Source organism: Gemmatimonadota bacterium, assembly GCA_026702745.1.
Taxonomy (GTDB): domain Bacteria; phylum JAAXHH01; class JAAXHH01; order JAAXHH01; family JAAXHH01; genus JAAXHH01.
Map to the genome: position 1 here is coordinate 30,916 of JAPPBT010000058.1, position 24,974 is coordinate 55,889.

Genomic DNA, 24,974 nt, shown 5'->3' on the forward strand with positions numbered 1-24,974 from the left:
TACTAGGGGCTCCAAGGGTGAAGTGGGAATATGTGCAACCGTTCGGTACCGTCGTCATAGTTCTTGCCGCCTTTGGAACAGCTTTTGAGTTGGTGCTGTGGCGTTGGTCACTGATCCACGGTTGGTTTGTGAAACGACCAGATCTGCGTGGCACTTGGCGTGTTGAACTGCAATCGAATTGGATCGATCCAGACACGAATCTCGGTGTACAACCCATCGTTTGCTACATGGGCGTTACACAAACCCTTTCAACTCTACAGATGCATCTGATGACGCCTGAATCTGAGTCCTGGTTCATTGCGGAACGTATCAGCCCATCGCCAAGTGGTGTCGGGTATCGAGTAGCCGGCGTGTACACGAACAAACCGCAAACTCATTTACGTGGAACGCTTAGTGAAATGCATTTGGGAGGAGTGCTACTCGACACGCATGGACCGGCTAATCGACCGGACACGCTTACAGGTGAGTACTGGACTGACAGAAAGACAAAAGGACGTATGACATTCACCGCAAGACTACCCGCCGTATTCACACACTACGATGACGCTAATAGGGCTTTCGATGAAGCGTGAGTAAGTTCAGATCTGTGTATTCGTTGTTGAAACAGATTAGACACAACAAATCACGGTCTCATAAACTCCTCGCCTGTTAGTCACTGTTCTGGTCACCCACCGATTCGATCTCTCTAAGCATAGCTAATCCGAATACGAATTCCGTGCACCCGTCAACGGCGACCTATGGCGTACATTAGTGGACTATTGGCAAATTTCTAAGGCAATATGGCCGACAGGTTACTCCAGCCCCAGATGGACGAACACTCTACAGAGAGCATCGAGTGAAAACGCTGGGTTCATTCCAACGTCGCTTTCCCGTTTTCGTCCTACCTCATCCTCCAAGAGTAAACTCATACTATACCGGCTTGGGTACAAGCCCAAAAATCGGTAAGATCTAGGGAGCAAAACTTAGTGTCTCTTCAATTCAAGCTCCAAGACCAGTATAATCAACTAAGGAGTTTCCGAAAACCACCTTGTTATCATGTAATCCGGGAGATTCCTACACTCGGACGAGTTACCTATTGGCTACGGGTCCGATGCGTTGTTTTCTGGATAGTTCACAACATGTATTCTGCGAACACCTCCCCGAAGCGACAGGGATACCCAGAAGTACCTACCCCCCTCCTCTCACCATAGATCGAATACGCCCGAATAGTAACAAAGGACTTGGTCGGCCAATTCACTTCGTTCCAACCGCGGCGAAGTCCCTAACATCGTACTACCAATCCTTCTTCTTGCGGAAATGATACTTAGGGTGTAAAATTCACACCTTATAGTATATACACGGTATATACGGCACGAAATTACCCGAAGGCCCACGTAATTGGTCAGGCGCCGTCACAACGTTTTCATCGGAAAGTCCAACGAATGAAGCTGGACTGATGAAATAGGGCAGGTCATATGAACACACCCGAAAGCGAGATTGAAGAGTTCCTTGTCGAGAAGCTACAGGACCTCAAATACGTATATCGCCCCGACATCCGTAAACGAGCAAAGCTTGAAGCAAACTTCAGGGAGAAGTTCGAAGCACTGAATAGAGTCAAACTCACGGATGGCGAGTTCGAACGGCTTCTCGACGAGATCGTCGCACCGGACGTATACAAGGCCGCCCAGATCCTCCGTAACCGGCAAGCATTCACACGAGACGACGGCACGCCACTCAACTACACCCTCGTTGATATTGAAGACTGGTGCAAAAACACCTTCGAGGTTGTTAATCAGCTTCGCATCAATACGGACTACAGCCATCACCGCTATGACGTCATACTCCTGATCAACGGCGTTCCCGTCGTTCAGATCGAGTTGAAGACGCTTGCGATCAGCCCGCGAAAGGCGATGGAGCAGATCGTCGAGTACAAGAACGACCCTGGTAACGGATACACCAAGACGCTGCTCTGCTTCGTCCAGCTCTTCATCGTCAGCAACCGCGTGGACACGTTGTATTTCGCCAACAACAACGCGCGGCATTTCTCTTTCAACGCCGACGAGCGGTTCCTTCCGGTCTATCGATTTGCGGCCGAGGACAACACCAGGATCACCCACCTCGACGACTTTGCCGATCGGTTCCTCGCCAAGTGTACGCTCAGTGAGATGATCAGCAAGTACATGGTCCTTATCGCAAGCGAGCAGAAGCTCTTGATGATGCGCGCGTATCAGATCTACGCCGTCCAGGCGATCGTCGATTGCATCGACCAGAACGGCGGTAACGGCTATATCTGGCACACGACCGGCTCGGGCAAGACGCTTACTTCCTTCAAGGCCTCGACACTCCTTAAGAGCAACCACGACATCCACAAGTGCCTGTTCGTCGTCGATCGCAAGGATCTCGACCGCCAGACGCGCGATGAGTTCAATAAGTTCCAGGAGAACTGCGTCGAGGAAAACACCAATACCGCAGCGCTCGTCAACCGTCTCGAATCCGACGACTACGCGGACAAGGTCATCGTCACGACCATTCAGAAGCTCGGGCTCGCACTCACCGAGAACGGTGACAACAACCAGCAGAAAACAACTCAAGGACAGCCGTCGTACAAGCAGCGGCTGGAGCACCTCAAAGACAAGCGGATGGTCTTTATCTTCGACGAGTGTCACCGCTCCCAGTTCGGCGAGAACCACAGGGCCATCAAGGAGTTTTTTCCGAACTCCCAGCTCTTCGGCTTCACCGGCACCCCGATCTTCGAGGACAATGCGACCGTCACGCAGATCAAGGGAGATGTCGCCACTCTTCGAACTACCCGGGATCTCTTCCAGAAAGAGCTTCATGCCTACACCATCACCCACGCGATCGAGGATCAGTACGTCCTTCGTTTCCACGTGGATTACTACATGCCCGAGGACACCCCGACCCTCACGCCCGGCCAGAATTTCGCCAAACAGGCGGTCGCTCGAGCCATTCTCAACAAGCACAATGCCGCAACCGGTGAACGACGCTTCAACGCACTGCTGGCCACCGCCTCGATCAACGATGCGATCGAGTACTACGAAGTCTTCAAGCAGCTTCAGCCTCATTTCCAGGCCAACAATCCCGAGTTCGTCCCTCTCAAGATCGCCGCTGTTTTCTCACCGCCGGCGGAGGGCAACAAGGACGTCCAGCAGATCCAGGAAGACCTTCCCCAGGAGAAGGAGGACAACCGGCACGACCCCGAAGGCAAGAAGACCGCGCTCTCAGCCATCATCGACGACTACAACGAGCGGTATGGCACGAACTACGACATCAACAGCTTCGACCTCTACTACCAGGATGTCCAGCAGCGCATCAAGGACCAGCAGTTCCCCAACCACGACCTTGATAAGAAAGGCGCTGAGAAAATCGACGTCACCATCGTCGTCGACATGCTCCTCACTGGCTTTGACGCCGTGTACCTCAACACGCTCTACGTCGACAAAAATCTCAAACATCATGGTCTGATCCAGGCCTTCTCCCGCACCAACCGCATACTCAACGCAACAAAGCCCTACGGCCACATACTCGATTTCCGGCAGCAGCAAGAAAGCGTCGACACCGCCATCGCGCTTTTCTCCGGCGCGCAGCCTGACAGGGCCCGCGAGATCTGGCTGGTCGACAAGGCACCAGTCGTCATCGAAAACTTCGAGAAGGCTGTCGCCGACCTCGGCGAGTTCATGCAGTCTCAGGACCTCGAGGTCAGGCCCGACCAGGTTAGCAACCTGAAGGGCGACGACGCCCGCATCCAGTTCATTAAGCGATTCAAAGATGTCCAGAGACTCAAGACCCAGCTTGACCAGTACACCGATCTAACCAAAGAGCAGAACGAGCAGATCGAAGACGCCCTCCCCACAGAGGACCTTCAAGCCTTCCGAGGCGCTTACCTCGAAACCGCACAACGTCTGAAAGACCAACAGGGCACACCCGGTGGGGACGACAAGCCGGTCACAACTGAGACCGACCAACTCGATTTCGAGTTCGTCCTCTTCGCCTCCGCTCTCATCGACTACGACTACATCATGCAACTGATCGCCAAGTACTCGAATCAGGATCCCAAGAAGGTCGAGATCAGCCGCGAGCAGCTCATCGGCCTGATTCAGTCCGAAGCCAAGTTCCTTGACGAACGGGAAGAGATCATCGAGTACGTAGCCTCTCTCAAGGAAGGCGAAGGCCTTGACGAGGACGCGATCCGCGCCGGTTACGAGCAGTTCAAGACCGCGAAGCAGGCCGAGGAAATCGAGCACCTTGCTCAGGTGCACCAACTGACCCCTGAGTCTCTCGCGGCTTTCGTCAACACCATCCTCCAACGCATGATCTTTGACGGTGAGCAACTCACCGACCTGATGAAACCGCTTGACCTGGGCTGGCGTGAACGCCGTAAGCGCGAACTGGCACTTATGGACAATCTAATACCGGTTCTAAAAAAGCGGGCAGAGGGCCGGGGTATCTCAGGCCTGAACGCCTACGAACAGGGGGGCGCATGATGGCATACGACATGCCATCGAACCTTGTGCCGAAACTGAGGTTTCCGGAGTTTCAAAGTGCAGGGGAATGGGAACCAAAAATAATGGGCGATATTGCAAGCTTCTTTAAGGGAAAAGGACTGCCCAAGAGTATGCTCTCGACCGATGGAACTAGGCAGTGTATACACTATGGAGAACTGTTTACGGTCTACCCAGAAGTAATTGAAACGGTTTATAGTAGAACAGACTTAGATTTAGATGAAAATCTGTTCTTATCGGCCGTTGACGATGTGCTAATGCCAACTTCAGACGTAACACCAAATGGACTGGCGAAGGCATGTTGCGTGAAGTTGCGCGATGTAATTATCGGTGGCGATATACTGGTAATAAGAACCGACCAACGCAAAGTTGGTGGAGAATTCCTAGCTCGGTATATTCGTCACCTTGAACCAAGAGTTCTTCAACTGGTTACTGGTTCGACTGTCTATCATCTTTATGCGACTTCTTTAAAAAAACTGGATCTGAAAGTTCCAAGTCAGTCCGAACAGCAGAAGATCGCCGACTGTCTAGGCTCGCTGGACGCCCTGATTGCGGCTGAGGGTCGGAAGCTCGAATCGCTGCGGCAGCACAAGCAAGGGCTAATGCAACAGCTCTTTCCCCAGCCCGGTGAAACCGTGCCGCGTATACGGTTTCCGGAGTTCCAGGATAGACCTGAGTGGAATTGTCTGCAGTTGGAAGAGCTAGAAACAGAAGGCAGGATCGAACTCGGTAGAGGCAAGGTTATCTCCCATGCCGACATGCGCGCTAACCCCGGGCCGCATCCCGTGTATTCATCTTCGGTTATAGATGAAGGTCTTATGGGTACATACGGTGACTACCTGTTTGATGAGGAATTGATTTCGTGGTCAGTCGATGGCGGCGGACATTACTTTTATAGGCCCAAGCACAAGTTCTCGGTAACAAATGTTTCTGGTTATATGCGAGTGCTTTGTGGTGACATTGTCTGCCGTTTTCTCGCCTATCAACTACAGCGACTTCACCGGTCGCAGACCTTCGACTACCAGCAGAAGGCTCATCCGAGTGTAATCCGTGCGTTGTATACGGTTGGCCTTCCCGAGCCGAACGAGCAGCGAATGATTTCCGACTGTCTAACTTCACTTGATGCACGGTTAATCGGACAAACTCGAAGGCTTGGTGCACTCAAGCAACACAAACAGGGACTGACGCAACAGCTCTTCCCCAGTTTGGAGGAAGAATCGCGATGACTGAGACTCACTATGCCGATTTGTGTAAAGTCGCTCGACACCTCCGTTCGGTACTGGCTGATAGAGCCCAAAGGCGGCCCGACAAGAGCCCGTACGTCCTGATATACGCATACAACAGGACCGGCAAGACACGGCTGTCCGCAGCATTCAAAAACCTCGGAAAGGCAGTGGACGAGAACAACGAGGTTCAGAGCCAGGATACCCTGTACTTCAACGCCTTCACCGAGGACCTGTTCTCGTGGGACAACGACTTGGAGAACGACGAGCATCGTACGCTAAAGCTCAACGCAGCGTCCAGATTCTTTATTGGGCTCAACGAACTGGAGATCGAGAATCGGATCCGCCCGCTGCTGGACCGCTACGCGGACTTCGACTTCCGGATCAACTTCGAGTTCAACGAACTGACTGGCAACATCACCAGCGCCGAGGTGACCTTCTCCCGGACGGTACGGGGCGTAATGGGGAACGACGCGCGGACTGTTGAGGTGGACGGCATCAAGATTTCGCGCGGCGAGGAGAACATCTTCATCTGGTGCTTCTTCCTTGCGATCCTCCAACTCGCGCTTGACGGGGCCGATGCGTACGAGTGGGTCGAGCATGTCTACATCGACGATCCAATCTCGTCTCTCGATGAACACAACGCCATCGTCGTGGGCAATCATCTCGTCCAGTTGTACCGAGAGGCGCAACGCCCGATCAAGACAGTATTGTCAACGCATCACACCCTGTTCTTCAACGTGCTGCACTACGAGCTGCGGAATCATTTGGGACGGCCATTGCAGTACATCCTCAAGCGAGACCGCCTGTCAGACGGCTACCTGCTGGTGGAACAAACCGGCGATACGCCGCAGTTCTACCATGTCGCCGCATTGAAAGATCTCTGGCTAGTGGCGCAAAGCGGCCGGGCCAACACGTTCCACTTCAATATCTTACGTACGATTCTGGAGAAAACCGCTTTGTTCCACGGCCACAGCCATTTCTCGAAGTGCATCGAGACCAATGATGATGCGGACGGACTCCTTCACCAGCGGTTCGTCGATCTATTGAGCCACGGCAAGTACTCAATGTACGAGCCTACCGAAATGGGTGACGAAACGAAGGAGTACTTTTTCACCATTCTTAAAGGATTCGTGGATCAACACCCGTTCAACCGTGAACTTCTACCAGAACCCCCCGCAGATACGGAAGCATCATGACCGAAAACAACCAAATTCAGTTAGGTAGGACACTCTGGACCATCGCTGATCAGCTAAGGGGGGCGATGAACGCGGATGACTTCCGCGACTACATGCTGGCTTTCCTGTTCCTCCGCTACCTCTCAGACAATTACGAGCAGGCAGCTGAGAAGGAACTAGGCCGCGACTACCCAGATCTCGACACAATCGAAAACGACGGGCGGTCTCCACTGTCTGTCTGGTACGAGCAGAACCCCGATGATGAGTCGGCGTTCGAGAAGCAGATGCGACTCAAAGCGCATTACATCATCCGCCCCGAACACCTCTGGACCAGCATTGCGTACATGGCACGCACCCAGGACGACGGGCTACTAAACACGCTACAGGCCGGCTTCAATTACATCGAGACCGAATCGTTTCAGAGCACGTTCTCTGGGCTTTTCTCGGAAATCAATCTCGCCTCCGAAAAGCTTGGGAAGACTTACGTAGACCGGAACGCGAAGCTCTGCACGATCATCACCAGAATTGCCGAGGGCCTCGCGGAGTTCTCGACCGACAGTGACACATTAGGCGACGCCTACGAGTACCTGATCGGCCAGTTCGCCGCTGGCTCGGGCAAAAAAGCAGGAGAATTCTACACGCCACAGCGCATTTCGGACATCCTCTCCGAGATCGTCACGCTCGACGGTCAGGAGCCGAATACCGGCAAGCGTAAGCGCCTCGACAGCGTGATGGACTTCGCCTGCGGCTCGGGCTCACTGCTACTCAATGTGCGCAAGCGAATGGGTTCGCACGGTATCGGTAGAATCTACGGGCAGGAAAAGAACGTCACTACCTACAACCTCGCCCGTATGAACATGCTGCTCCACGGGGTGAAGGACCTGGAGTTCGAGATATTCCACGGCGACACGCTGACCAACGACTGGGACATGCTCCGCGAGACGAACCCGTCGAAGAAGCCCCGCTTCGACGCCGTGGTCGCCAACCCACCGTTCAGCTACCGCTGGGAACCGAACGAGGCCTTAGGCGAGGACTCGCGTTTCAAGAACTATGGGCTGGCCCCGAAGTCGGCGGCGGACTTCGCGTTCCTGCTGCATGGGTTTCACTACCTCACGGACGACGGCGTGATGGCGATCATCCTGCCGCACGGCGTGCTGTTCCGTGGCGGCGCTGAGGCAAAGATCCGCCGCAAACTACTCGACGACGGGCACATCGACACCATCATTGGCCTACCTGCGAATCTGTTCTACTCGACCGGCATCCCGGTCTGCATCCTCGTCCTGAAGAAGTGCAAGAAGCCCGATGACGTCCTGTTCATCAACGCATCCGAGCATTACGAGAAGGGCAAGCGACAGAACTATCTTTCCGACGAGCATATCGGGAAGATTATCGAAACGTACCGAGAGCGTCCCGAGCAGATGATCGAGCGGTTCGCCAGGCGCGTGGAGATGGATGAGATCAAGGCCAACGAGTACAACCTGAACATCTCGCGCTATGTCAGTACCGCCATGCCAGAGGTCGAGATTGATTTGTCAGCCACGCATAGGGAATTGGTCGAGATCGAGAAACAAGTCGAGGAGTCAACGGAAAAGCACAACGAGTTTCTGAAGGAACTTGGACTACCTCCTTTAGATTAGCTGATTTTAACAGTGCTGCACCTAGGTCGTGGCGAAAACGCTACGAATGCTCAATCTTACGCCGAAATCGCTACTGTGATCGGCGAGCTCGGCTTCCAGAATCCGCTCGGCCATGCGCTTCTTTATGCGCTTGAACTGGCCGTCTTCGCTGAACAGGTCCTCGGCGTCCACCCCGTCTTCCATCAACTCGTCGAGAGACGGTCGATCTTACTTGCGGGTTTCTTGTCTCTGGCCATAGCACTTCCTCCTTGTGAGCAAGAAACACGCTATTGCCAGTTACACAAAAAATGTTACATACTCGTGACCGAGTGTGCGTGCCTCAAATCCACCATCGTTGGACTCGATCACCTACGTTGGACTCGATCACCTACAAGGTGATTTCTATCATAGGGTTCCCCGTATTTGCTGGAACCGACTATCTCAAGCAAGAACTCGACCCGTATACTTATCCTGATACTGGTTTGAATGGTCCATCTCCGATTACCCTCGCAATGCGGAAAGCTAGGCTTTCTCTGAATCGTTCTAGCTTGTTCTTTTCCCACACTACATAGGGATATTGGCGTATGTCGAAGTGTATTTTGTTGTTGTCTATTATATCTTTCCTACAGGTGAATATAACGTCCTTACCCAGCCCCTGCGCGAAACCCGCTTCGTAGTATACGCTCCCCCGAGCTCCGCCACGACCATGCGTGAAATCCGCGACGACAAATCGTGACCTCTTGATTTCAGCGATTATCTGGTCGTCAATTTTGTCGAGGAAATGTTCTTTGTTTATTATCGAGGCGTTGTATCCTGCGTCCTTGATTGCGGGCTCAATGCCTTCTGGATAGAGGAAATCTAAGGAGTCGTCGAACCACATCGCCACGAACGCCTTAGAAGATGCTACAACGACGGTATCCAATTCGGCAAGACGAGCGTGTCCTTCGACCGTTAAACGAGTGTATTTAGAATGACTATTCGGAGGTTCGACTTCGCCGATTTCTCCCTCCTCCACCCATTCACGCTTCTCCAGATAGTCAAGTAGGTATTCCAATTCCCAATAATTGACGCTTTCTGTATAGGCGAGCGCTTCCATTTCATCATCGTACGCACTACCAATCCAGAACTCATACTTCTGGCCAATGTCAGTGGTTTTCTGGGAAACGTACTTCAGTAACTCATCGGCTCGAGCGTGGATGACCATACTAGGTCGTTGTGTTATCGATTCAATGTTGCTCACGAATCCGTCGCCCTTTGGTTCTAAGGAAAGATGTAGCTCCGGTCGTTCGACGCCCGACCTTCGTTGTTCGATCATCCAAGTCGTCAGGCGCGACTTTGCACTATCATCAAGTTTGCCCACTGCTTTTGAAGCTCTTCTGCTAATAAAATACCTCCCTCCAGCACGAGGAGAATCCACGTTTAAACCATCACCTCGGAAGAACACGTCGGGTTTAGTCGGCGTCCCCCAGATCGGACAAAGACAGTTTCCACTCATATCAATCTCCTCTTACTTGTCTTCTTTGTGGAACACAGCGTGTTAGTTGCCTGCCTAACTTCCGGATTGTGCAATACTGCGAACTTAGAGTGACCCATCAATATGTATCAACCATACCCCCAAATACCCTCAGAAGCGAGACGCGGACGAGGTAACTTAACTAAAAAGAAAAGACCGATCTGAAGGCTTACGGTGACCAAACAAGCGGCGGATTATTCAAAGAACAAATGCAAGACCCTCCTAGCATTGGCGATCTTGCGCGGTCCGCGATCACAGTTTGCAACTAGGCGCGGAAAACGGCGATGGTACTAAGCGTCCGTGTTTATAAATGATTACGAGGGGAACCAGCTACGAAATATGCACATCAACGCGCTCAAAGGCACAATCTCGGAGTAGGTGCAGGTTAGGGAACCTCCAATCGGCTCATCGCCAGCATAGGGGGTAGGCTTCACCCTGAGCGGGATGATCCAGAGCGGACTGTGGGTCGGCCGCCTAGGCAGAGTGAGTGGCACGAGATGTTGGCAAAGGCATTAATCACTAAAACACCACCGACAATAGCCGCTACAATCTTGGCCGGCAACCGACCGAGCATGAGGCCGAGCAATCCCGCACTGACGATACGAATTATCCAGGCCACCTATAGTACAGTGTCTCCAAGACTACACCCATTTACTATTTTCTCACCCGTGGTGTTTATCCAATTCAGCAAGGTCAATGTGGGGGTTTTTCTTCGCTATTGGAATGAGCCTATCTGCGTTAGCCCATACCAATCTAGCGAATATCTCATCATTTATTCCGCGATTTGAGAGTCCCAGATCCTTCCTCAATGCTAAGAAGAATTCTCCGAAGGCAAATACCGATCCCGCACCTCCTTCTTGGATATCTTTCCTGAACTTGAGATAGGCATTTAGCGTCTCTGGACTTGCCCGCATCAAAGCCATCAACTGCCATTCGTGCAAGAAAACTACATCATCTGGATTAGCACCTGGTGGGACTTGCTCAGCACTACTGAACGCCTTAGAAAATAGTTCAGTAATCGACTCGTATTTCTGAACCTTCAACTCTCTGAAAAGAGCAGCGGCTTCATTTCTTCTGTCCCACAGCTTGCCTAGCAATACGCCCAACAAACTCCCGATAACCGCTGCCAATGCAACGAGTATTTTATCATCCACCTACGTCACCGTCCTTTCTACTTCACATAATGATCTTAATACGAAGTAAGAGGTCACTCTCATTCGTCTTTCGTCCCTGGGGCGATCAGCGTAAAGGCCAACGCCAGTGCATAATGGAAGAACCCGACCCAGAACCAGTACGACCGAGAGCCAAAGCCCTTGGCCTCGGCAACCTTATCACACGCAATTCCAAACACAATCGAGACACCTAAAACACCGATCAAGAAAGCAGCAACCAAAACCAGGTTGTCCTTGACAGCCTCCGTATCTGGACATCATCGATGACGAGCACCTGCTCGACCCGTCACTGCCGCAAGCTCGTCAAGGCCAAAGGCCTGTGCAGGTCGTGCTACGACAAGCACCTGTACCGGCTCTCGAAAGGGAACGGCGCTCCGCTCAACGGCCACGGCCCCGTGTGCGTCGACTGCGGGAAGCCGCTCCACTACCGCGCTGATAGCGCCACCCGCTGCGGCGCTTGCCTCAAGAGCGCGTACCTCAGCGCGTGAAACCGGGCGTTCTAGGGCCTCACTAACGTATTAGTAAAAGAGGCAACTTCTACTACGGAGCTGTCTTTCAATCTTCTTCTTCCCCAGTTGTAAGTGTAATCTACAATGTATTCTTCGCTTCCTAAATCCCTGACTACGGTATGACCCGCCCCCAAAGAGTAGTTTCTAGATTCGCCTGGCGCAAGTATAGGCACACCTTTAGTTAAAGCTTCCATGAGGCGATCTTCGCGACTGGGTATGTGCGGCGACACCTCAAACCGGATATTAGTGGCTGGGTCCTCACCGATGTTCTTCACACTAACCATTAGAAGCCCAGGTTGTGTTTCGCTCATACGGGCATACACAATCACCTTCGGTCTTCGCTGGTCAGCATCTACTCTATACGCAATATACGCACTCACACCGGCGAAGACGGCAGATACACCAGTAAAAATCACTTCGATCATTTCCTTCTCCTTAAAGATCAATCCCAGTTAGACCCACTGCGTTTCGTGCCCCCGGCTTTGCTTCGACATCTCGCTTGTGCTTCGGGACTGTACCCTTCTCGACGTTGCCGCTTACGACGCGTGCCCTCGAAAACTAAACTTCCGTGCGGACGATCTGAACAACGCCGGTCTCGGTTTCCTCGGCACCCGGTATCTCCCCGGTATCAGGATCGACAAATGACTCCCCGACAGTGAAGGCTACAAGTTGCTCATCGTGGCAAAAAAACCGCCCCATAATTCACGATCAACGTTCCGTCTACCTGGACCACAATAACCTTAAATGGATTCCTGGTGACAACAAGGGCCTCGGCGATCACTGACGCTATAATCCGCTGTACGTCTGCGAACGAATCACCCTTCGCACTTCCGAGCGAAACGCCCCCCACTGATACTGTCCGGCCCTGCCTATAGGACCGGGAGACGTTTTCAGCGATCAAGATATGGCCGGTCTGAACGTCAGTGATATTGACGTCTACTCCCATCTGTGTTTCGACTTTCGAAGTAACGAATCCATCACCCAGCACGTCCCTAGCTGTCCCTTTGAGCAACGATCCAATTCCACGTCTGCCTTCTACTGCGACCGCGTTCTGGTTTAGGCCAAACTGCGTGACTGCGCCGTAGATACAATAGTCTATGCCGCGAAGTCCCCCTAATTCGCCGCCGGAATCAGTTAATCACTCTTGACCCATCACCTACTCCCGTAACAAGAGATTTTGTTGCCCTCGCTCCATTACAGCCAGTTTGCCCGTTTTGATGAAGGCTGTCTCCAGCATGGCCCTGAATACTTCGCGCAAGTACCGGTTACAATCGCGGATAACAACTCCTCTTATTCCCTTACAAGGTATTTTCTGCGCCGCGACCTCGATCGGACCGATCGCCACAACTGGCAATTTCACCGCCTGAGCGTGTGCCGTAAACGTGGCCGTCAGAGAGACCACGGCAAGGGCCGCTGTGGATAGGAATAAATGGATGTACCGCATGGCAAACCTCCTATTCGGAAATATCGGCTTTGAGATAGTCGGTGAGGGCTTTGGACACGGCTTCCCTGAGATAGGATTTAAGTAACCTTACAATTTCATCGGTGCTATGGTTGGTGAAATAGCCGAACGAACCGTAGCCAGGAGAATAAAGCAAAACGTCAAACTCATACTCGTCGGGACCGGGATTAAGGACTGGGTGGAATTCCGCAAATCAACATCAAGATCGTACGCCATTGACCGTCCGTCTGAGTCGGTACAATTAACCAATATCTGCAGGTAGATTTCATAATACCTCCATCATTCCATTCTACTCTGTATCGGGCACGCGCTGATAACCGTCAACACGGGCGAGTCGAGTATTTATATCCCGGATCTCAGCCCGTATTGCGGCCAACTCGGTCCTGATCTCGGTTCGAAACTCACTTTTGGCCTGATTTACAAAAGCTAGGATGGTTATTACCAGTATGCCTACGGCGGCTATAACCTGTGCGCCGAAGGTCCAGTTGTCACGGGAAATTATGGTCGATGTTTGACTCCTGGGTTTCAAACCACACGCGAAATCCGAGCAACTTCACCTTAAGTAGTTCATCAGACCAACCACAACCGCTCCTGCTGCCCCAAGCAACGAAAGCCCTGCGGTGCCGGCACCGACCAATACCCATATTTTCAAATTGGCGATATCTTCTTTTGTTGCGGTGTTTTTAAGTTGCCTTTCTATTCGGCCTAGTCTTACCCGAATGTTATCTACACCGAAGTACAGATCGTCTCCAACCTGTCTGATGAAATGCTGGATTTCAGCCTTGGATACTTCGGGTTCTTCAGGTGCTCTTTTCGATCCTGGATTGTTCACTATCCATCCTATCTCTTAGTTCTGCAGGCAGTTTCCTCAGATCCGGATTGTATTTGCTTTCGAGCCTTGCGCAGGTCCCTTAGCAATATCTCTTCGGCGATCAGTTCCCTGGGCTCTTTCTTCGACTTTCTTCAGTCGGGCCAGGGGCAGCTTGTCCAGTATGTCCGTCAGCGTACTCATCGACTTGCCCTCCTCATTAGACTTTAATCAACTAGGATGTGAATCGAAGCGGATATCCGCACCGTCTATTCGTATCAGCCGGAGTTTCTTAACGTAATCTCGAGTTTTCTTTTTAACCTGGCCGCGTGGATCACAAGATAGTCGATTTGTTCCTGGATCATGCCTGGACTTTGAATTGACCCCGGGGTTCATTCATATCTATTTTATACCTGTTAATCCAAAGACATGACGGTCTAACATTCCGCATAGTCATTTGTCGTAAACACCTGCCGGAACTACTCGGCTGCATGCAAGCGTGCGTACACAGGACATAGACCCGCGTCCGACACAAGCAAGCACGATCACCAAAAACCGGCCCCGGCCTGCATGATCAAATCAGCATCCGCCACCCCGTAGGAGCGACAACCCATGCCACCCGAAGCAAAACCACCCGAAGAAAAGATCGACCCGCGTGTCTTCGAACTGTATGACGAGTACTGTCACGGCTACATCGACCGGCGCACGTTTCTCAGTCGCGCCGCGGCGATCACGATCGGCGGCGTCTCCGCGCTCTCGATGGCGCAGGCGCTCCTGCCGCGCTACGCCGAGGCTCAGACGATCTCCTTCACCGACCGGCGGATCAAGGGTACGTACGTCGAGTATCCGTCACCCGGCGGTAACTCCGGGACCATGAGGGGATATCTCGTGCTGCCCACCGGCGACGGGCCCTTTCCTGCCGTCATAATTTTCCACGAGAACCGGGGCCTGAACCCTTACATCGAGGACGTGGCGCGGCGCGCGGCCGTGGCCGGGTTCCTCGCGCTGGCCCCGGACGGACTGGCTCCGATCAGCGGCTACCCGGGCAACGATGACGACGGCCGTACCATGCATCGGAGCCTAGACCGGGAGAAGCTGGACCGGGACATGATCAACAGCGCGCGGTTTCTGAAGAGCCATGCCCTTTCGAACGGCCGGCTCGGCGCCACGGGCTTCTGCTGGGGCGGGGGCATGACCAATCGCCTCGCGGTGGCCCTCGGCAGCGACCTGGACGCCGGCGTGCCGTACTACGGTGCCACGGCAGCGAGCGAGGACGTGCCTAAGATCGAGGCGGCCCTGATGATCATCTACGCGGGGACCGACCGGCGCATCAACGCCATGTGGCCGGAGTACGAGGAAGCGCTTAGCGCGAACGGCGTGACGTACGAAATGCACATGTTCGAGGGTACGCTCCACGGTTTCCACAACAACTCCACGCCCCGGTACAACGAGACGGCGGCGGCGCAGGCGTGGAACCTCACCGTGGGCTTCTTCCGTAGACACCTCGCGGACTAGGGAGAAGAGGAAAGCCCATGAGAGGAAACCTCCATGAGAGGAAAGCCCATGGATATCGCACAGATTCGAGATCAGATGCCGGGGCTGCAGTTCGGCACCTACCTGAACACCGGAGGAATCGGCCAGTCGCCGGTCTGTGTGATCACGGCGATGGCCGATGGCTATCAGCAGATGCTCAGCGGCAGTGTGGGTCCTGCCGACTTGTACACGAAGGTGGAACAGGCGGCCTCGGAAATGCCGGCCAGGATCGCCGGGTTCTTCGGTGCCGATGCCGGGGAAATCGCGCTGACGATGAGCACCGGCGAGGGGTACGGTATGGTACTCGGCGGGTTAAACTGGCAGCCGGGCGACGAGGTGATCATCACCAATGAAGAACACCCGGTACCCCTGCAGGCCGCCGAGGGCCTGGCGGACCGGGTGGGGGCGATCGTCAAGGTGGTCGAGATCGACCAGGACAAGGACGTTCTCCTAAATCGACTGGAAGACATCATCACCCCGCGAACCCGACTGTTCTGCTTCAGCCACGTCACGACGGACACCGGGACCCGGTTGCCCGCCCGGGAGATCTGCGCGCTCGCGCGGGAGCGCGGCATTCTCACGCTCTGGGATGGCTGCCAGGCCGTCGGGCAGTTCCCGGTGGACCTGCACGACATGGGCTGCGATTTCTACGCCACCAACTGCTACAAGTGGATGCTCGCGCCCATGGGTACCGGGTTTCTCTATGTGCGGAAAGACGCGCAGCGGATACTGAAGCCCCTTCGACGGCCGCACGCGCCCGATGGCACGGCCCGCCAGTACGAGACCGGAACGCCCTCGAGCATGCTCTACCAGGGTCTCCGCGCCAGTCTCGAATTCATGGACGGCATTGGGGGTCCCCAGGCCATCGCGGAAGAGGCAGGACGAAAAGCGGAATCGCTGCGCACGCGCTTCGACGCCATTCCCGGCGTGCGGGTCATCAGCTCGCGCCGCGCCGATACCCAGTCCGGCATCGTCGCTTTCGCCATCGAGGGCATGGAGGGAAACGAAGTCTCCGAGGCACTCCGGAATCGCTGGCAAATCACCCAGCGGGGCACCTACATCAACGAACCGACCGGCGTGCGGATCTCGGTGGCGTTCTACACCAGCGAGGCCGAGCTGGACACGCTGGTCGAAGCGGTCACGACCCTGGCGAGGGAGGTGGATTAGCGGTTGGCACGGTAGGGCAGGAACCGGTTTTTCGAGTCAGCAATCCAGGTTTCCCGCTACGTGATTGTTCCCCGCTACGTGATTTAGCCCGAACTGGAACCGCTCCGGTCCCGCGTCGCCGCTTCATCGCGGCAGAACAACTCCAGAGATGCGACGACGGATTCCAATTGCTCTTCGTCCCACACCTCGGCCATGTTGGTCGCGCGCTGCGTGACGAGTTCCAGGTACCGGCCTGCAATCAGCTTGCCTATAGCCGTGATTTCGCAGATCACGACTCTTCGATCATCCGGGTCCGATTTTCTGTTCAGGTACTTCCGGTCGACCAGTTTTTTGACAACGTTCGTGGCGTGCGACTGCGTGCTGCCCAGGTGATCGGCAATCGTGCTCATGCGCAGCGGTCCGTTCTGATTCAACACCTGAAGCGTGTTGACGTGATGGACGTTCAGATCCAGTATCCGCAGCCTGACCCAGTTCCCGCCGGACATCAGGCGATTCAGCTGGTCCACCACGGACACGAACCGGTCCGTTAAATTCCCTTTCCGGTGTTTATCCATAGTCTCGCTCGCACTTCGACAATCGTATGCGCCTTCTACCTGGTTTCTGTATACTGTATAGAACCCGGCTTTGAATAAGACCCGGCTTCTATGCACACTGCGGTGCAAAACGAACTGCAACTCGTGTGCATGGCTTTCTATTTACTTATGCCGTTGACACTTAGGCTATGTCAAGCAATATCTTTTAAAATCGAATAATACGGATTAAATTAATTAACAATTCGATTTATTTTATTATATTTGGCGCGTTGTTCTGCCAGAAACTGCTTTCCTCAAATCACGCGCATCGCCACCTTTTTCTGATCCGAGCCCCGGACGCGGGTCGTAACTGTCCATTTTTCGCCTGGACCGCCTAACGGATTCTCCAGGGTACTACCTCTATGACCATTTTGACCGAGACTATCCACCTCGCACACGATCTCCGTCTCGTCCATGATCGGGATCAGGAGGCGGCGGGTCGGACTTCGTGGCCTACCGAACAGATTATGCCGCTGTCCGCATGGCTATCGGATACGTGGAAGAACGGGCTGTTCTCGGATCAACCGGCAACGGTGGACCGCCTGCTTAGTATGGCCGAAGAACGGCTGGTCTGGGAAGACGTCATCCGGTCCATGGCCGGAGACTCGCTGCTGGATATTCCCTCGACGGCGGAGGCCGCCGCCAGATCCTGGGAACGCCTGTGCAGCTGGGCGATACCACTCGACGCCGAGGCGTGGAACGAATCCGAAGACGCCCGGGCTTTCCTGGACTGGGCCCGGACGTTTCAGGCACGCTTCCAACGCAACGGCTGGATTTCGAACGCCGAATTACCTGCGTCGGTCGCTGATCTCATCGACCGGGGAGCGGCACCGGCGCCCGAGGAGATCGAATTCGCGGGATTTCCCGAGCTATCGCCGGTGCAGAAACGCCTGATCGACGCCCTTGCACGCCGCGGCGTGAAGGTCCGGGAGCGCGCTCAAACCGAGGAAGCCGGCGATGCCGTGCGCGTGGGCTACGCCGATGCCGGGCGGGAGATCCGTGCCGCCGCCGTATGGGCGCGCCATTGCCTGGAAAGCGATCCGGACGCGCACGACCCGGCGTACCGGATCGGCATCGTCGTGACCGATCTGAATCAGCAAAGAGACGAAATCGAGCGTGTATTCGGCGAGGTGATGCACCCCCGGAATCGGCTCCGGCCGGACCTCGACCCGTCGCGGTGCTTTAACATTTACCTCGGACGTACGCTCGATGAATATCCCGTCATTCAGACGGCGTTCCTGTTTCTTGGTATCGATCCTGGAGATCTCTCCGTCGATCAAGCCGGCCGCGTGCTGCGATCCCCCTTTCTACCCGCGGCTGCTGAAGAGTTGACCAGCCGCGCCTTGCTGGACGCGGAACTACGCGCCGGCGGTGCACCGGACGTGTCCTTTGCGGATGTAATCAGGCTAGCCCGGAAACGAAAGGACGCGGACCGGTGTCCCAAACTCGTGACACTCCTCGAGACCTGGACGGAAACGTACAGGACGCTTCAGACTTCGCGGCTGCCCAGTGACTGGGCGCCGGTCCTTTCCGCGTTCCTTCGCGACATTGGATGGCCCGGAGACCGCACGCTCGACAGCATCGAATACCAGACCCTTAAAACCTGGGGTAAATCGCTTACCGATCTGGCCAACCTGGACGACGTGTTCGGACGCGTTCCGCTTCACGGCGCTGTGGACGCACTGAGGAACCTGGCCTCGAGCCAGCAGTTTCAACCGGAATCCGCACCGGCCCCCGTCCAGATTCTGGGCGTATTGGAAAGCTACGACTTTCGTTTCGACCGGCTTTGGTTAATGGGCCTGCATGACGGCGCCTGGCCGGCCGATCCCGCGCCCGACCCGTTCATTCCGGTACGCCTTCAACGCCGTTACGGCCTGCCCAGGTCGTCGCCGAAAAGGGAACTCGAGTCCACCCGGATGCACACTTCACGCTTACTCTCATCCTCGCCTTCCGTCGTCGTCAGTTATCCCGAGCGGGAAGAGGATGCGGACCTGGCCGTCAGTCCGCTCGTTCGCATGTTGCCCGAGACCTCGGCCGACGGCCTGGGCATCCCTCCGCAGCCCGGAGACGAGGAAGGGATCCGCGGTGACGAGGACGGGTTCCCCGGCGCTTCCGTTCTGGAGGTCCTGGACGACCACTACGGACCTGCGAGCGACGACGTGGCGCTCAAGGGCGGGACCTTCCTGTTCAAGCTTCAGGCGGCCTGCCCGTTCAAGGCCTTTGCCGAACTGCGACTTGGCGCCAGGGCGCTGGAGCAACCAGAACCCGGCCTGAACGCGCTCGAACGGGGAAGGCTTCTGCACCGCGTGCTCGAACGGGTCTGGGGACGGCTGAAATCTCACGGGCACCTGCTGACAGTGACGGAGGAGGAGTTGGCGGATCTTGTACGAGGGCACGTCGAACCCGAGGTCCGGCGGATCCTGGGTGGCCGGCTTGCGCGCAATCCCCGTCTTGCGGAGATCGAGCAGGCCAGGCTGGTGCGCATCATCGGTGAATGGATGGGGCTGGAATGGCAGCGGAAGCCATTCATGGTGGTCGACCAGGAGGAAATCCGGTCGGTTGAAGTCGGCGGTATCGAGGTAAATATCCGGGTGGACCGGGTGGACCGCCTGGAGGACGGGAAGCTGGTCATCCTGGATTACAAGTCCGGGGAATGCGGCCCTGCCGACTGGGCGGGTGCGAGACCGGAGGAACCACAGTTGCCAATATACGCCGTTTCCGCGGAAGCCGAGGTGGCCGGCGTACTATTCGCGAAGCTGCGGACGGGTGACCTGGGATTCAGGGGACTGGCCGAATCTCCGGATATCGCGCCGGGGGTCCGGGTACCTGAAAACCAGCCGCCGATTGCGCAGACCATAAGCGACTGGAGAACGGTGCTGGATGAACTCGGTCGCGACTACCGGGAAGGCCGGGCGCACGTGGATCCCAAGGACCCCGCCAAGACCTGCAGATACTGCGAACTGCCGTCCCTGTGCCGGATAAGCCAGGGGACGGTGGAACTGGAGGAAGCAGAGGTACCAGTGGAAGCGGTGGAACCGCTGGAAGCCCAGGCGCTGGATGATCAGGAGATACCGGAGGAAGACCGTGGTTGAACCTGCAACGGACCAGCAGCAACGTCTCGAGGCGCTCGATACGGCCCGGTCGTTCATCGTCCAGGCGCCCGCTGGGTCCGGCAAAACCGAGTTGCTGATCCAGCGGTTCCTGGCCTTGCTGGCCCGGGTGGACCGGCCGGAGGCCGTCGTGGCCATTACCTTCACCCGCAAGGCCGCCGCGGAAATGCGCCATCGCATCGTCGCGGCCCTCGGAAGCGCCGCCGGACCACGACCCGCGACGCCACACGAAGCCCACACCTGGCAGCTCGCGCGAGAAGCCGTTGCCCGGAACGACCGGCTGGACTGGCGGTTGACCGAGCATCCGGCGCGCCTGCGCATCCAGACGATCGACTCGCTCTGCGCCATGCTGGTGCGCAGGATGCCCTGGGTCTCCCGCATGGGCGCGGCGCTCCGGCCGGTGGATGACGCGGGACACCTGTACGCTCGCGCGGCTCGCCGGACGGTGTCCATGCTGGATGCCGAAGGGACGCCGGGGGACGTGACCGGGGCGGTGGCCGTACTGCTTGCCCACCTGGACAACCACTTCGGGCGAGTCGAGCAGTTACTGAGCGTCATGCTCGGTACCAGGGACCAGTGGATGCGGCACGTAGCCCATAGTGGGCACCACCGTGGGATACGTAAATCTCCGGCATTCGGCAGGCCCACCACAGAGGACGATACCGGTGCGGCCGGCGAAACCCCGACCCACAGCGGGCCCGAAGCGGCCGACGAATCCGGTGCGGCCGGCGATAACGGAGTGGCCGGCGATACCGGAGTGGCCGGCGATACCGGAGTGGCCGGCGATGCCCCGGCGTCCCATGGACCCGAGGCGCTGCGCGCAGACCTGGAGGCTTCCCTCCGGGAGGTTGTCGAGAGCGCCCTTGCAGCGGTCCGGGCCGGTTTTCCCGAGCAATTCAGGGACGAGACCGCCGCACTTGCCCGATTCTCGGCTTCGAACCTGCGTGCGAGCAACCGGGCGAGTGCGATCGACGCATGTCACGAGATGACCGGGTTTCCAGGGTCGGATGCCGAATCCCTCCCTTCCTGGATCGGGATCGTGGAGATGCTCCTGACCGGACAGGGAACCCGGCGCCGGTCCCTGAACGTCAACCAGGGATTCCCGCCGACCGACGCCGGACGCGACGCAAAAGAACGACTTGCCCGCATCGAACTGGACCCGGAAACCGCCGAATCGCTGCACGAGCTGCGCACCCTGCCCGCTCCCCGTTTCGATGAGAGGCAATGGGACGTCCTGAACGCGCTGATGATCCTGCTTCCCGTGGCGGTGGGACAGCTCAGGAAGATCTTCCAGGAAGAGGGATGCGTCGACTTCACGGAGATCGGCATCCGCGCGCGGGCCGCCCTGGGTCCGGACGAGGCACCCACCGACCTGGCCCGGAACCTGGATGATCGCATCATGCATCTACTCATCGACGAGTTCCAGGACACCTCCCAGAGTCAGTACGGCCTGCTTATCCGCTTGATCAGGGACTGGCGCCCGGATGATGGCCGGACGCTGTTCCTGGTGGGCGATCCCATGCAATCGATCTACGGTTTTCGTGAAGCGGAGGTAGGGCTTTTCCTCCAGGCCCGGCAGCACGGCGTAGGCGCCGTCAACCCGGTCCCTCTCGCGCTTTCGGTGAACTTCCGCTCGCATCCACCCGTCGTGGATTGGGTCAACCGCGTGTTGCGCGACGCATTCCCCCTGAGCGAGGACATCCTTTCGGGTGCGGTGACCTATGAGCCCTCCGAGGCATTCAAGGCCGACCATCCCGTTAGTTGCGTCCGCTTCCATCCCTTCCTCGCCCGCGACCAGGAGGCCGAAGCCGAACGCGTCGTCGAAATTATCGCCGAGGCGCAGGTGCGGCGACCGGACGGGACCATCGCCGTGCTGGTCCACGCCCGCAGTCATCTGGCCGGCATCGTTTCCGCCCTGAGAAGGAACGGGATAAGATTCCGTGCCGTGGAGATCGACGCCCTGGGGGACCGCCCGGTGGTGCGGGACCTGCTGGCGCTCACACGGGCGCTCCTGCATCCCGGCAACCGGCTGGCCTGGCTGGCCATACTGCGCGCGCCATGGTGCGGCCTCACGCTGACGGACCTCGAAGCCCTGGCCGGAGGCGACGCCCTGGCTGGAGGCAACGCCCCGTCCGCCGTATGGGATCTCCTTCAGGACCCTGTGCGACGGGAGCGGTTGTCACCGGACGCCCGGTCCAGGATCGGCCGCATTTTGCCCGTACTCGCCGATGCCTTCGCCCTCCGCGCAAGGTTGCCCGTCCGCCGGCTGGTGGAGGGCGTCTGGTCCGCGCTGGGCGGACCGGACTGCCTGGAAACCCGGACAGAGCGCGAAGACGCCGCCGCGTTTCTCGATCTGCTGGAACGGGTTCAGGACGGTCTGGGGATCCCGGACGAGAAAGCCTTCGCCGACGACGTCGCACGCCTTTTCGCGCCTTCCGACATCGAAGCCGCCGGGGACGTGCAGCTGCTGACCATTCACCGGGCCAAGGGGCTGGAGTTCGATACGGTCATCCTGCCCGGCCTGGGTCGCGTTCCGCGATCGGAGGATCCGAGGCTGCTCATGTGGCACGAATACGCCCGCGGCGGCCGGTCCCGGCTTCTTCTGGCGCCTATTCGCGCCACCGGCGGTGAGAAGGACCCGCTCTACGCCTACCTTGCCCGCATTGAATCGCAAAAGCGCGAGAACGAAAGGACCCGGCTGCTCTACGTGGCCGCCACCAGGGCTCGGCAATGTCTGCATCTGCTCGGGCACGCCCTGCCCGATCCGGAGAACGACGCCCTGAAGACGCCGGGTTCGCGGACGTTGCTGGCGAGGATCTGGCACGCCGTGGAGCCGAAGTTCATGGAAGCGCTGAAGGACTACGCAGGAAAAGACCCGGAACGCGTCGCAGCCGCGGCGAAACCCCGGGGGGTGCCGCTCCGACGCCTGGTCGCGGACTGGACGCCCGGACCGCCGCCCGAAGACATCGACTTCAAACCGCTCTACGATCCGTCGGATCCCGACAGCGACGAGTCGGGACATCCCACCTTCGAGTGGGTGACCGAACTTCAGCGCCGGGTGGGCATCGTCGTGCACCAGATGCTGCAGCGCATGTACGCGCCGGATCGCCTGGAATTCAATGAGAATACACTTCGCACGGCGCTCAGGCAGGAAGGACTGGCCGGTGAAAAGCTGGACGAGGCGGTTTCCCGGGCACTGGCCGCCCTGGGAAACACGGTTGCCGACGAAAGGGGTCGCTGGATACTGACAAGGCACCCGCAGGACGAAAGAGAGCTTGCCCTGACCACGGTCCTCGACGGCCGCCCCCAACGATACGTGGTGGACCGGACCTTCGTCTTCGAAGGCACGCGCTGGATCATCGACTACAAGACCAGCGCCCATACCGGCGGGGACCTCGAGGGTTTTCTGGACAACGAACAGCAGCGGTACCGAAGCCAGCTGGAGGGCTATGCGAGCGTTCTGCAGTCGCTGGAATCCGGGCCTGTCAGCCTGGGTCTCTATTTCCCGATGCTTCAGGGGTGGCGGACGTGGACATACCCGGGGAACCCGCGTTGAAACCCGGTAAGGATACTATGCCTGATCACACATTCCCGCTGATCGAAGTTGAGGGCAGCAGCTACGAGATGGGATATCAACACGGCGCGCAGGCTTCCGGTCTCGTCCGGAATTACCTGCGATGGATCGACCGGTTGACCGGGATGTCCCGGGATACGCTATGCCGGAACGCCATGGGTTTCTGGCCGCTGATGGAGCGCATGAGTCCGGCCTTCTCGGAAGAGGTGCGAGGGCTGGCGGCGGGTGCGGGCATCAGCCTGGAAGAAGCGGTCCTGTGCCAGGCCCGCGCCGAGGCCGCGCAGCAGTCGGTCGGAGCCTGCACCGCCTTCGCGCTGACGCGGTCGGCCACGGCCGATGGAAACACGCTGGCGGGACAGAATCAGGATCTCGAGCCGGAATACGCCGACGTCGCGCTGCTGTTACGGGTAAAACCCGGCGACGGCCGGCCCCGGGCGTTGATGTTCACCTTTGCCGGACAGCTGGGCTATTCCGGTATGAACGAGCACGGCGTGGCCCATTTCGCCAATGCCCTCTATGGATGTACCTGGCGGATGGGACTGCCCCATTACCCGATCAAGCGCCTGGTCCTGGAGCAGCGGACGGTCGAAGACTGCGTGGAGCTTCTTTCCAGGCACCGCACCTGTTCGGCCGCCAACCTGGTGTTGTGCGACGGACAGGGACGCATCGATACCGTGGAAATACGGCCCGAGGGGATTGCCCGGTACCGGGACGCTCATCCGGACGCCTGCCTGCACACCAACCACTACCTGACCCCCGCGTTCGCCGGCCACGAACGCGGATACCTGCCAGATTCTTGTCCCCGGCTGGACCGCATCCGGCAACTTGTCGAGGCGTGCTGGGGGACGATCACCGTTGACACGATCAAAGAAATACTGGCCGATCACGAAAACGATCCCGGCGGGATCTGCCGGCACGGCGCAGTCGGGATGCACTCGATTTCAGGATACATCGCCGAACCCGAAAAACGAATGCTACACGTCCGGCGCGGCCACGGTTGTCTGGGTACGTGGCAGACATACGAAGTGTGAGGAACCT

At 57.1% G+C, this 24,974-nt stretch carries 18 protein-coding genes; 11 read left to right on the forward strand and 7 right to left on the reverse strand.

Annotated elements, in window-relative coordinates:
- Nucleotides 1-17: 17 nt before the first annotated feature.
- The 5 genes from OXH56_08940 (at nt 18) to OXH56_08960 (ending at nt 8,537) form a co-directional block, all read left to right on the forward strand.
- Nucleotides 18-572: a hypothetical protein gene (locus OXH56_08940; GenBank protein MCY3555431.1), complete on the forward strand. Its 555-nt coding sequence runs from the start codon at nt 18-20 to the stop codon at nt 570-572.
- Nucleotides 573-1,454: 882 nt separating this feature from the next.
- Nucleotides 1,455-4,481 (forward strand): type I restriction endonuclease subunit R, encoded by a 3,027-nt coding sequence (locus OXH56_08945; GenBank protein MCY3555432.1) that lies wholly within the window; start codon nt 1,455-1,457, stop codon nt 4,479-4,481.
- Nucleotides 4,478-5,725 carry a restriction endonuclease subunit S gene (locus tag OXH56_08950; protein ID MCY3555433.1) on the forward strand — a complete coding sequence of 416 codons (1,248 nt, stop codon included), beginning with the start codon at nt 4,478-4,480 and terminating at the stop codon, nt 5,723-5,725. The genes OXH56_08945 and OXH56_08950 overlap by 4 nt, the downstream gene beginning before the upstream one ends.
- The gene (locus OXH56_08955; protein ID MCY3555434.1) at nt 5,722-6,921 is read left to right on the forward strand and encodes an AAA family ATPase; all 1,200 of its coding nucleotides are present in this window, start codon (nt 5,722-5,724) and stop codon (nt 6,919-6,921) included. Before OXH56_08950 ends, OXH56_08955 begins: the two co-directional genes overlap by 4 nt.
- Nucleotides 6,918-8,537, forward strand: a complete 1,620-nt coding sequence (locus tag OXH56_08960) for a type I restriction-modification system subunit M (GenBank protein MCY3555435.1) — start codon at nt 6,918-6,920, stop codon at nt 8,535-8,537. The genes OXH56_08955 and OXH56_08960 overlap by 4 nt, the downstream gene beginning before the upstream one ends.
- 21 nt (nt 8,538-8,558) lie before the next feature.
- Here OXH56_08960 and OXH56_08965 read toward each other — a convergent pair whose 3' ends face one another.
- From OXH56_08965 to OXH56_08975, 3 genes are all read right to left on the reverse strand, one after another.
- A complete protein-coding gene (locus OXH56_08965) occupies nt 8,559-8,720 on the reverse strand; it encodes a hypothetical protein (protein ID MCY3555436.1) in 162 nt (53 codons plus the stop codon).
- Between the two features lie 262 nt (nt 8,721-8,982).
- The gene (locus OXH56_08970) at nt 8,983-10,011 is read right to left on the reverse strand and encodes a hypothetical protein (GenBank protein ID MCY3555437.1); all 1,029 of its coding nucleotides are present in this window, start codon (nt 10,009-10,011) and stop codon (nt 8,983-8,985) included.
- 680 nt (nt 10,012-10,691) lie between these two features.
- The gene (locus OXH56_08975) at nt 10,692-11,183 is read right to left on the reverse strand and encodes a hypothetical protein (GenBank protein ID MCY3555438.1); all 492 of its coding nucleotides are present in this window, start codon (nt 11,181-11,183) and stop codon (nt 10,692-10,694) included.
- A gap of 281 nt (nt 11,184-11,464) precedes the next feature.
- Here OXH56_08975 and OXH56_08980 point away from each other — a divergent pair, with 281 nt between their 5' ends.
- Nucleotides 11,465-11,689, forward strand: coding sequence for a hypothetical protein (locus OXH56_08980; protein MCY3555439.1), 225 nt, complete (start codon nt 11,465-11,467; stop codon nt 11,687-11,689).
- Between the two features lie 11 nt (nt 11,690-11,700).
- Here OXH56_08980 and OXH56_08985 read toward each other — a convergent pair whose 3' ends face one another.
- From OXH56_08985 to OXH56_08995, 3 genes are all read right to left on the reverse strand, one after another.
- Nucleotides 11,701-12,135, reverse strand: a complete 435-nt coding sequence (locus OXH56_08985; protein ID MCY3555440.1) for a hypothetical protein — start codon at nt 12,133-12,135, stop codon at nt 11,701-11,703.
- 731 nt (nt 12,136-12,866) lie between these two features.
- Complete coding sequence (locus tag OXH56_08990; protein MCY3555441.1) at nt 12,867-13,154, reverse strand: hypothetical protein; 288 nt, start codon at nt 13,152-13,154, stop codon at nt 12,867-12,869.
- Nucleotides 13,155-13,725: 571 nt separating this feature from the next.
- Nucleotides 13,726-14,004: a hypothetical protein gene (locus OXH56_08995; protein ID MCY3555442.1), complete on the reverse strand. Its 279-nt coding sequence runs from the start codon at nt 14,002-14,004 to the stop codon at nt 13,726-13,728.
- 588 nt (nt 14,005-14,592) lie between these two features.
- On the opposite strand from OXH56_08995, the gene OXH56_09000 reads away from it, so the two are divergent.
- Together OXH56_09000 and OXH56_09005 are read left to right on the forward strand one after the other, a co-directional pair.
- On the forward strand, nt 14,593-15,495 hold the full coding sequence (locus OXH56_09000; GenBank protein ID MCY3555443.1) for a dienelactone hydrolase family protein: 903 nt from the start codon (nt 14,593-14,595) through the stop codon (nt 15,493-15,495).
- Nucleotides 15,496-15,543: 48 nt separating this feature from the next.
- Nucleotides 15,544-16,680 (forward strand): aminotransferase class V-fold PLP-dependent enzyme, encoded by a 1,137-nt coding sequence (locus OXH56_09005; protein MCY3555444.1) that lies wholly within the window; start codon nt 15,544-15,546, stop codon nt 16,678-16,680.
- 83 nt (nt 16,681-16,763) lie between these two features.
- Here the strand turns inward: OXH56_09005 and OXH56_09010 are convergent, their stop codons facing one another.
- On the reverse strand, nt 16,764-17,234 hold the full coding sequence (locus OXH56_09010) for a MarR family transcriptional regulator (protein MCY3555445.1): 471 nt from the start codon (nt 17,232-17,234) through the stop codon (nt 16,764-16,766).
- A gap of 380 nt (nt 17,235-17,614) precedes the next feature.
- On the opposite strand from OXH56_09010, the gene OXH56_09015 reads away from it, so the two are divergent.
- The 3 genes from OXH56_09015 to OXH56_09025 are packed head-to-tail and all read left to right on the forward strand — an operon-like array spanning nt 17,615 to nt 24,967.
- Complete coding sequence (locus OXH56_09015; protein MCY3555446.1) at nt 17,615-20,344, forward strand: PD-(D/E)XK nuclease family protein; 2,730 nt, start codon at nt 17,615-17,617, stop codon at nt 20,342-20,344.
- Nucleotides 20,337-23,918, forward strand: a complete 3,582-nt coding sequence (locus tag OXH56_09020) for a UvrD-helicase domain-containing protein (protein MCY3555447.1) — start codon at nt 20,337-20,339, stop codon at nt 23,916-23,918. Before OXH56_09015 ends, OXH56_09020 begins: the two co-directional genes overlap by 8 nt.
- 17 nt (nt 23,919-23,935) lie before the next feature.
- Nucleotides 23,936-24,967, forward strand: coding sequence for a C45 family autoproteolytic acyltransferase/hydrolase (locus tag OXH56_09025; protein MCY3555448.1), 1,032 nt, complete (start codon nt 23,936-23,938; stop codon nt 24,965-24,967).
- Nucleotides 24,968-24,974: the final 7 nt, after the last annotated feature.

What these genes read in the sequence shown, in the direction of transcription:
- OXH56_09005 (MCY3555444.1), top strand. Translation starts at nt 15,544, where the DNA reads ATGGATATCGCACAGATTCGAGATCAGATGCCGGGGCTGCAGTTCGGC.
- OXH56_08970 (MCY3555437.1), bottom strand. Translation starts at nt 10,011, where the DNA reads ATGAGTGGAAACTGTCTTTGTCCGATCTGGGGGACGCCGACTAAACCC.
- OXH56_08980 (MCY3555439.1), top strand. Translation starts at nt 11,465, where the DNA reads ATGACGAGCACCTGCTCGACCCGTCACTGCCGCAAGCTCGTCAAGGCC.
- OXH56_08955 (MCY3555434.1), top strand. Translation starts at nt 5,722, where the DNA reads ATGACTGAGACTCACTATGCCGATTTGTGTAAAGTCGCTCGACACCTC.
- OXH56_09015 (MCY3555446.1), top strand. Translation starts at nt 17,615, where the DNA reads ATGACCATTTTGACCGAGACTATCCACCTCGCACACGATCTCCGTCTC.
- OXH56_09025 (MCY3555448.1), top strand. Translation starts at nt 23,936, where the DNA reads ATGCCTGATCACACATTCCCGCTGATCGAAGTTGAGGGCAGCAGCTAC.
- OXH56_09000 (MCY3555443.1), top strand. Translation starts at nt 14,593, where the DNA reads ATGCCACCCGAAGCAAAACCACCCGAAGAAAAGATCGACCCGCGTGTC.
- OXH56_08960 (MCY3555435.1), top strand. Translation starts at nt 6,918, where the DNA reads ATGACCGAAAACAACCAAATTCAGTTAGGTAGGACACTCTGGACCATC.
- OXH56_08945 (MCY3555432.1), top strand. Translation starts at nt 1,455, where the DNA reads ATGAACACACCCGAAAGCGAGATTGAAGAGTTCCTTGTCGAGAAGCTA.
- OXH56_08990 (MCY3555441.1), bottom strand. Translation starts at nt 13,154, where the DNA reads ATGCGGTACATCCATTTATTCCTATCCACAGCGGCCCTTGCCGTGGTC.
- OXH56_09010 (MCY3555445.1), bottom strand. Translation starts at nt 17,234, where the DNA reads ATGGATAAACACCGGAAAGGGAATTTAACGGACCGGTTCGTGTCCGTG.
- OXH56_08985 (MCY3555440.1), bottom strand. Translation starts at nt 12,135, where the DNA reads ATGATCGAAGTGATTTTTACTGGTGTATCTGCCGTCTTCGCCGGTGTG.
- OXH56_08965 (MCY3555436.1), bottom strand. Translation starts at nt 8,720, where the DNA reads ATGGAAGACGGGGTGGACGCCGAGGACCTGTTCAGCGAAGACGGCCAG.
- OXH56_08950 (MCY3555433.1), top strand. Translation starts at nt 4,478, where the DNA reads ATGATGGCATACGACATGCCATCGAACCTTGTGCCGAAACTGAGGTTT.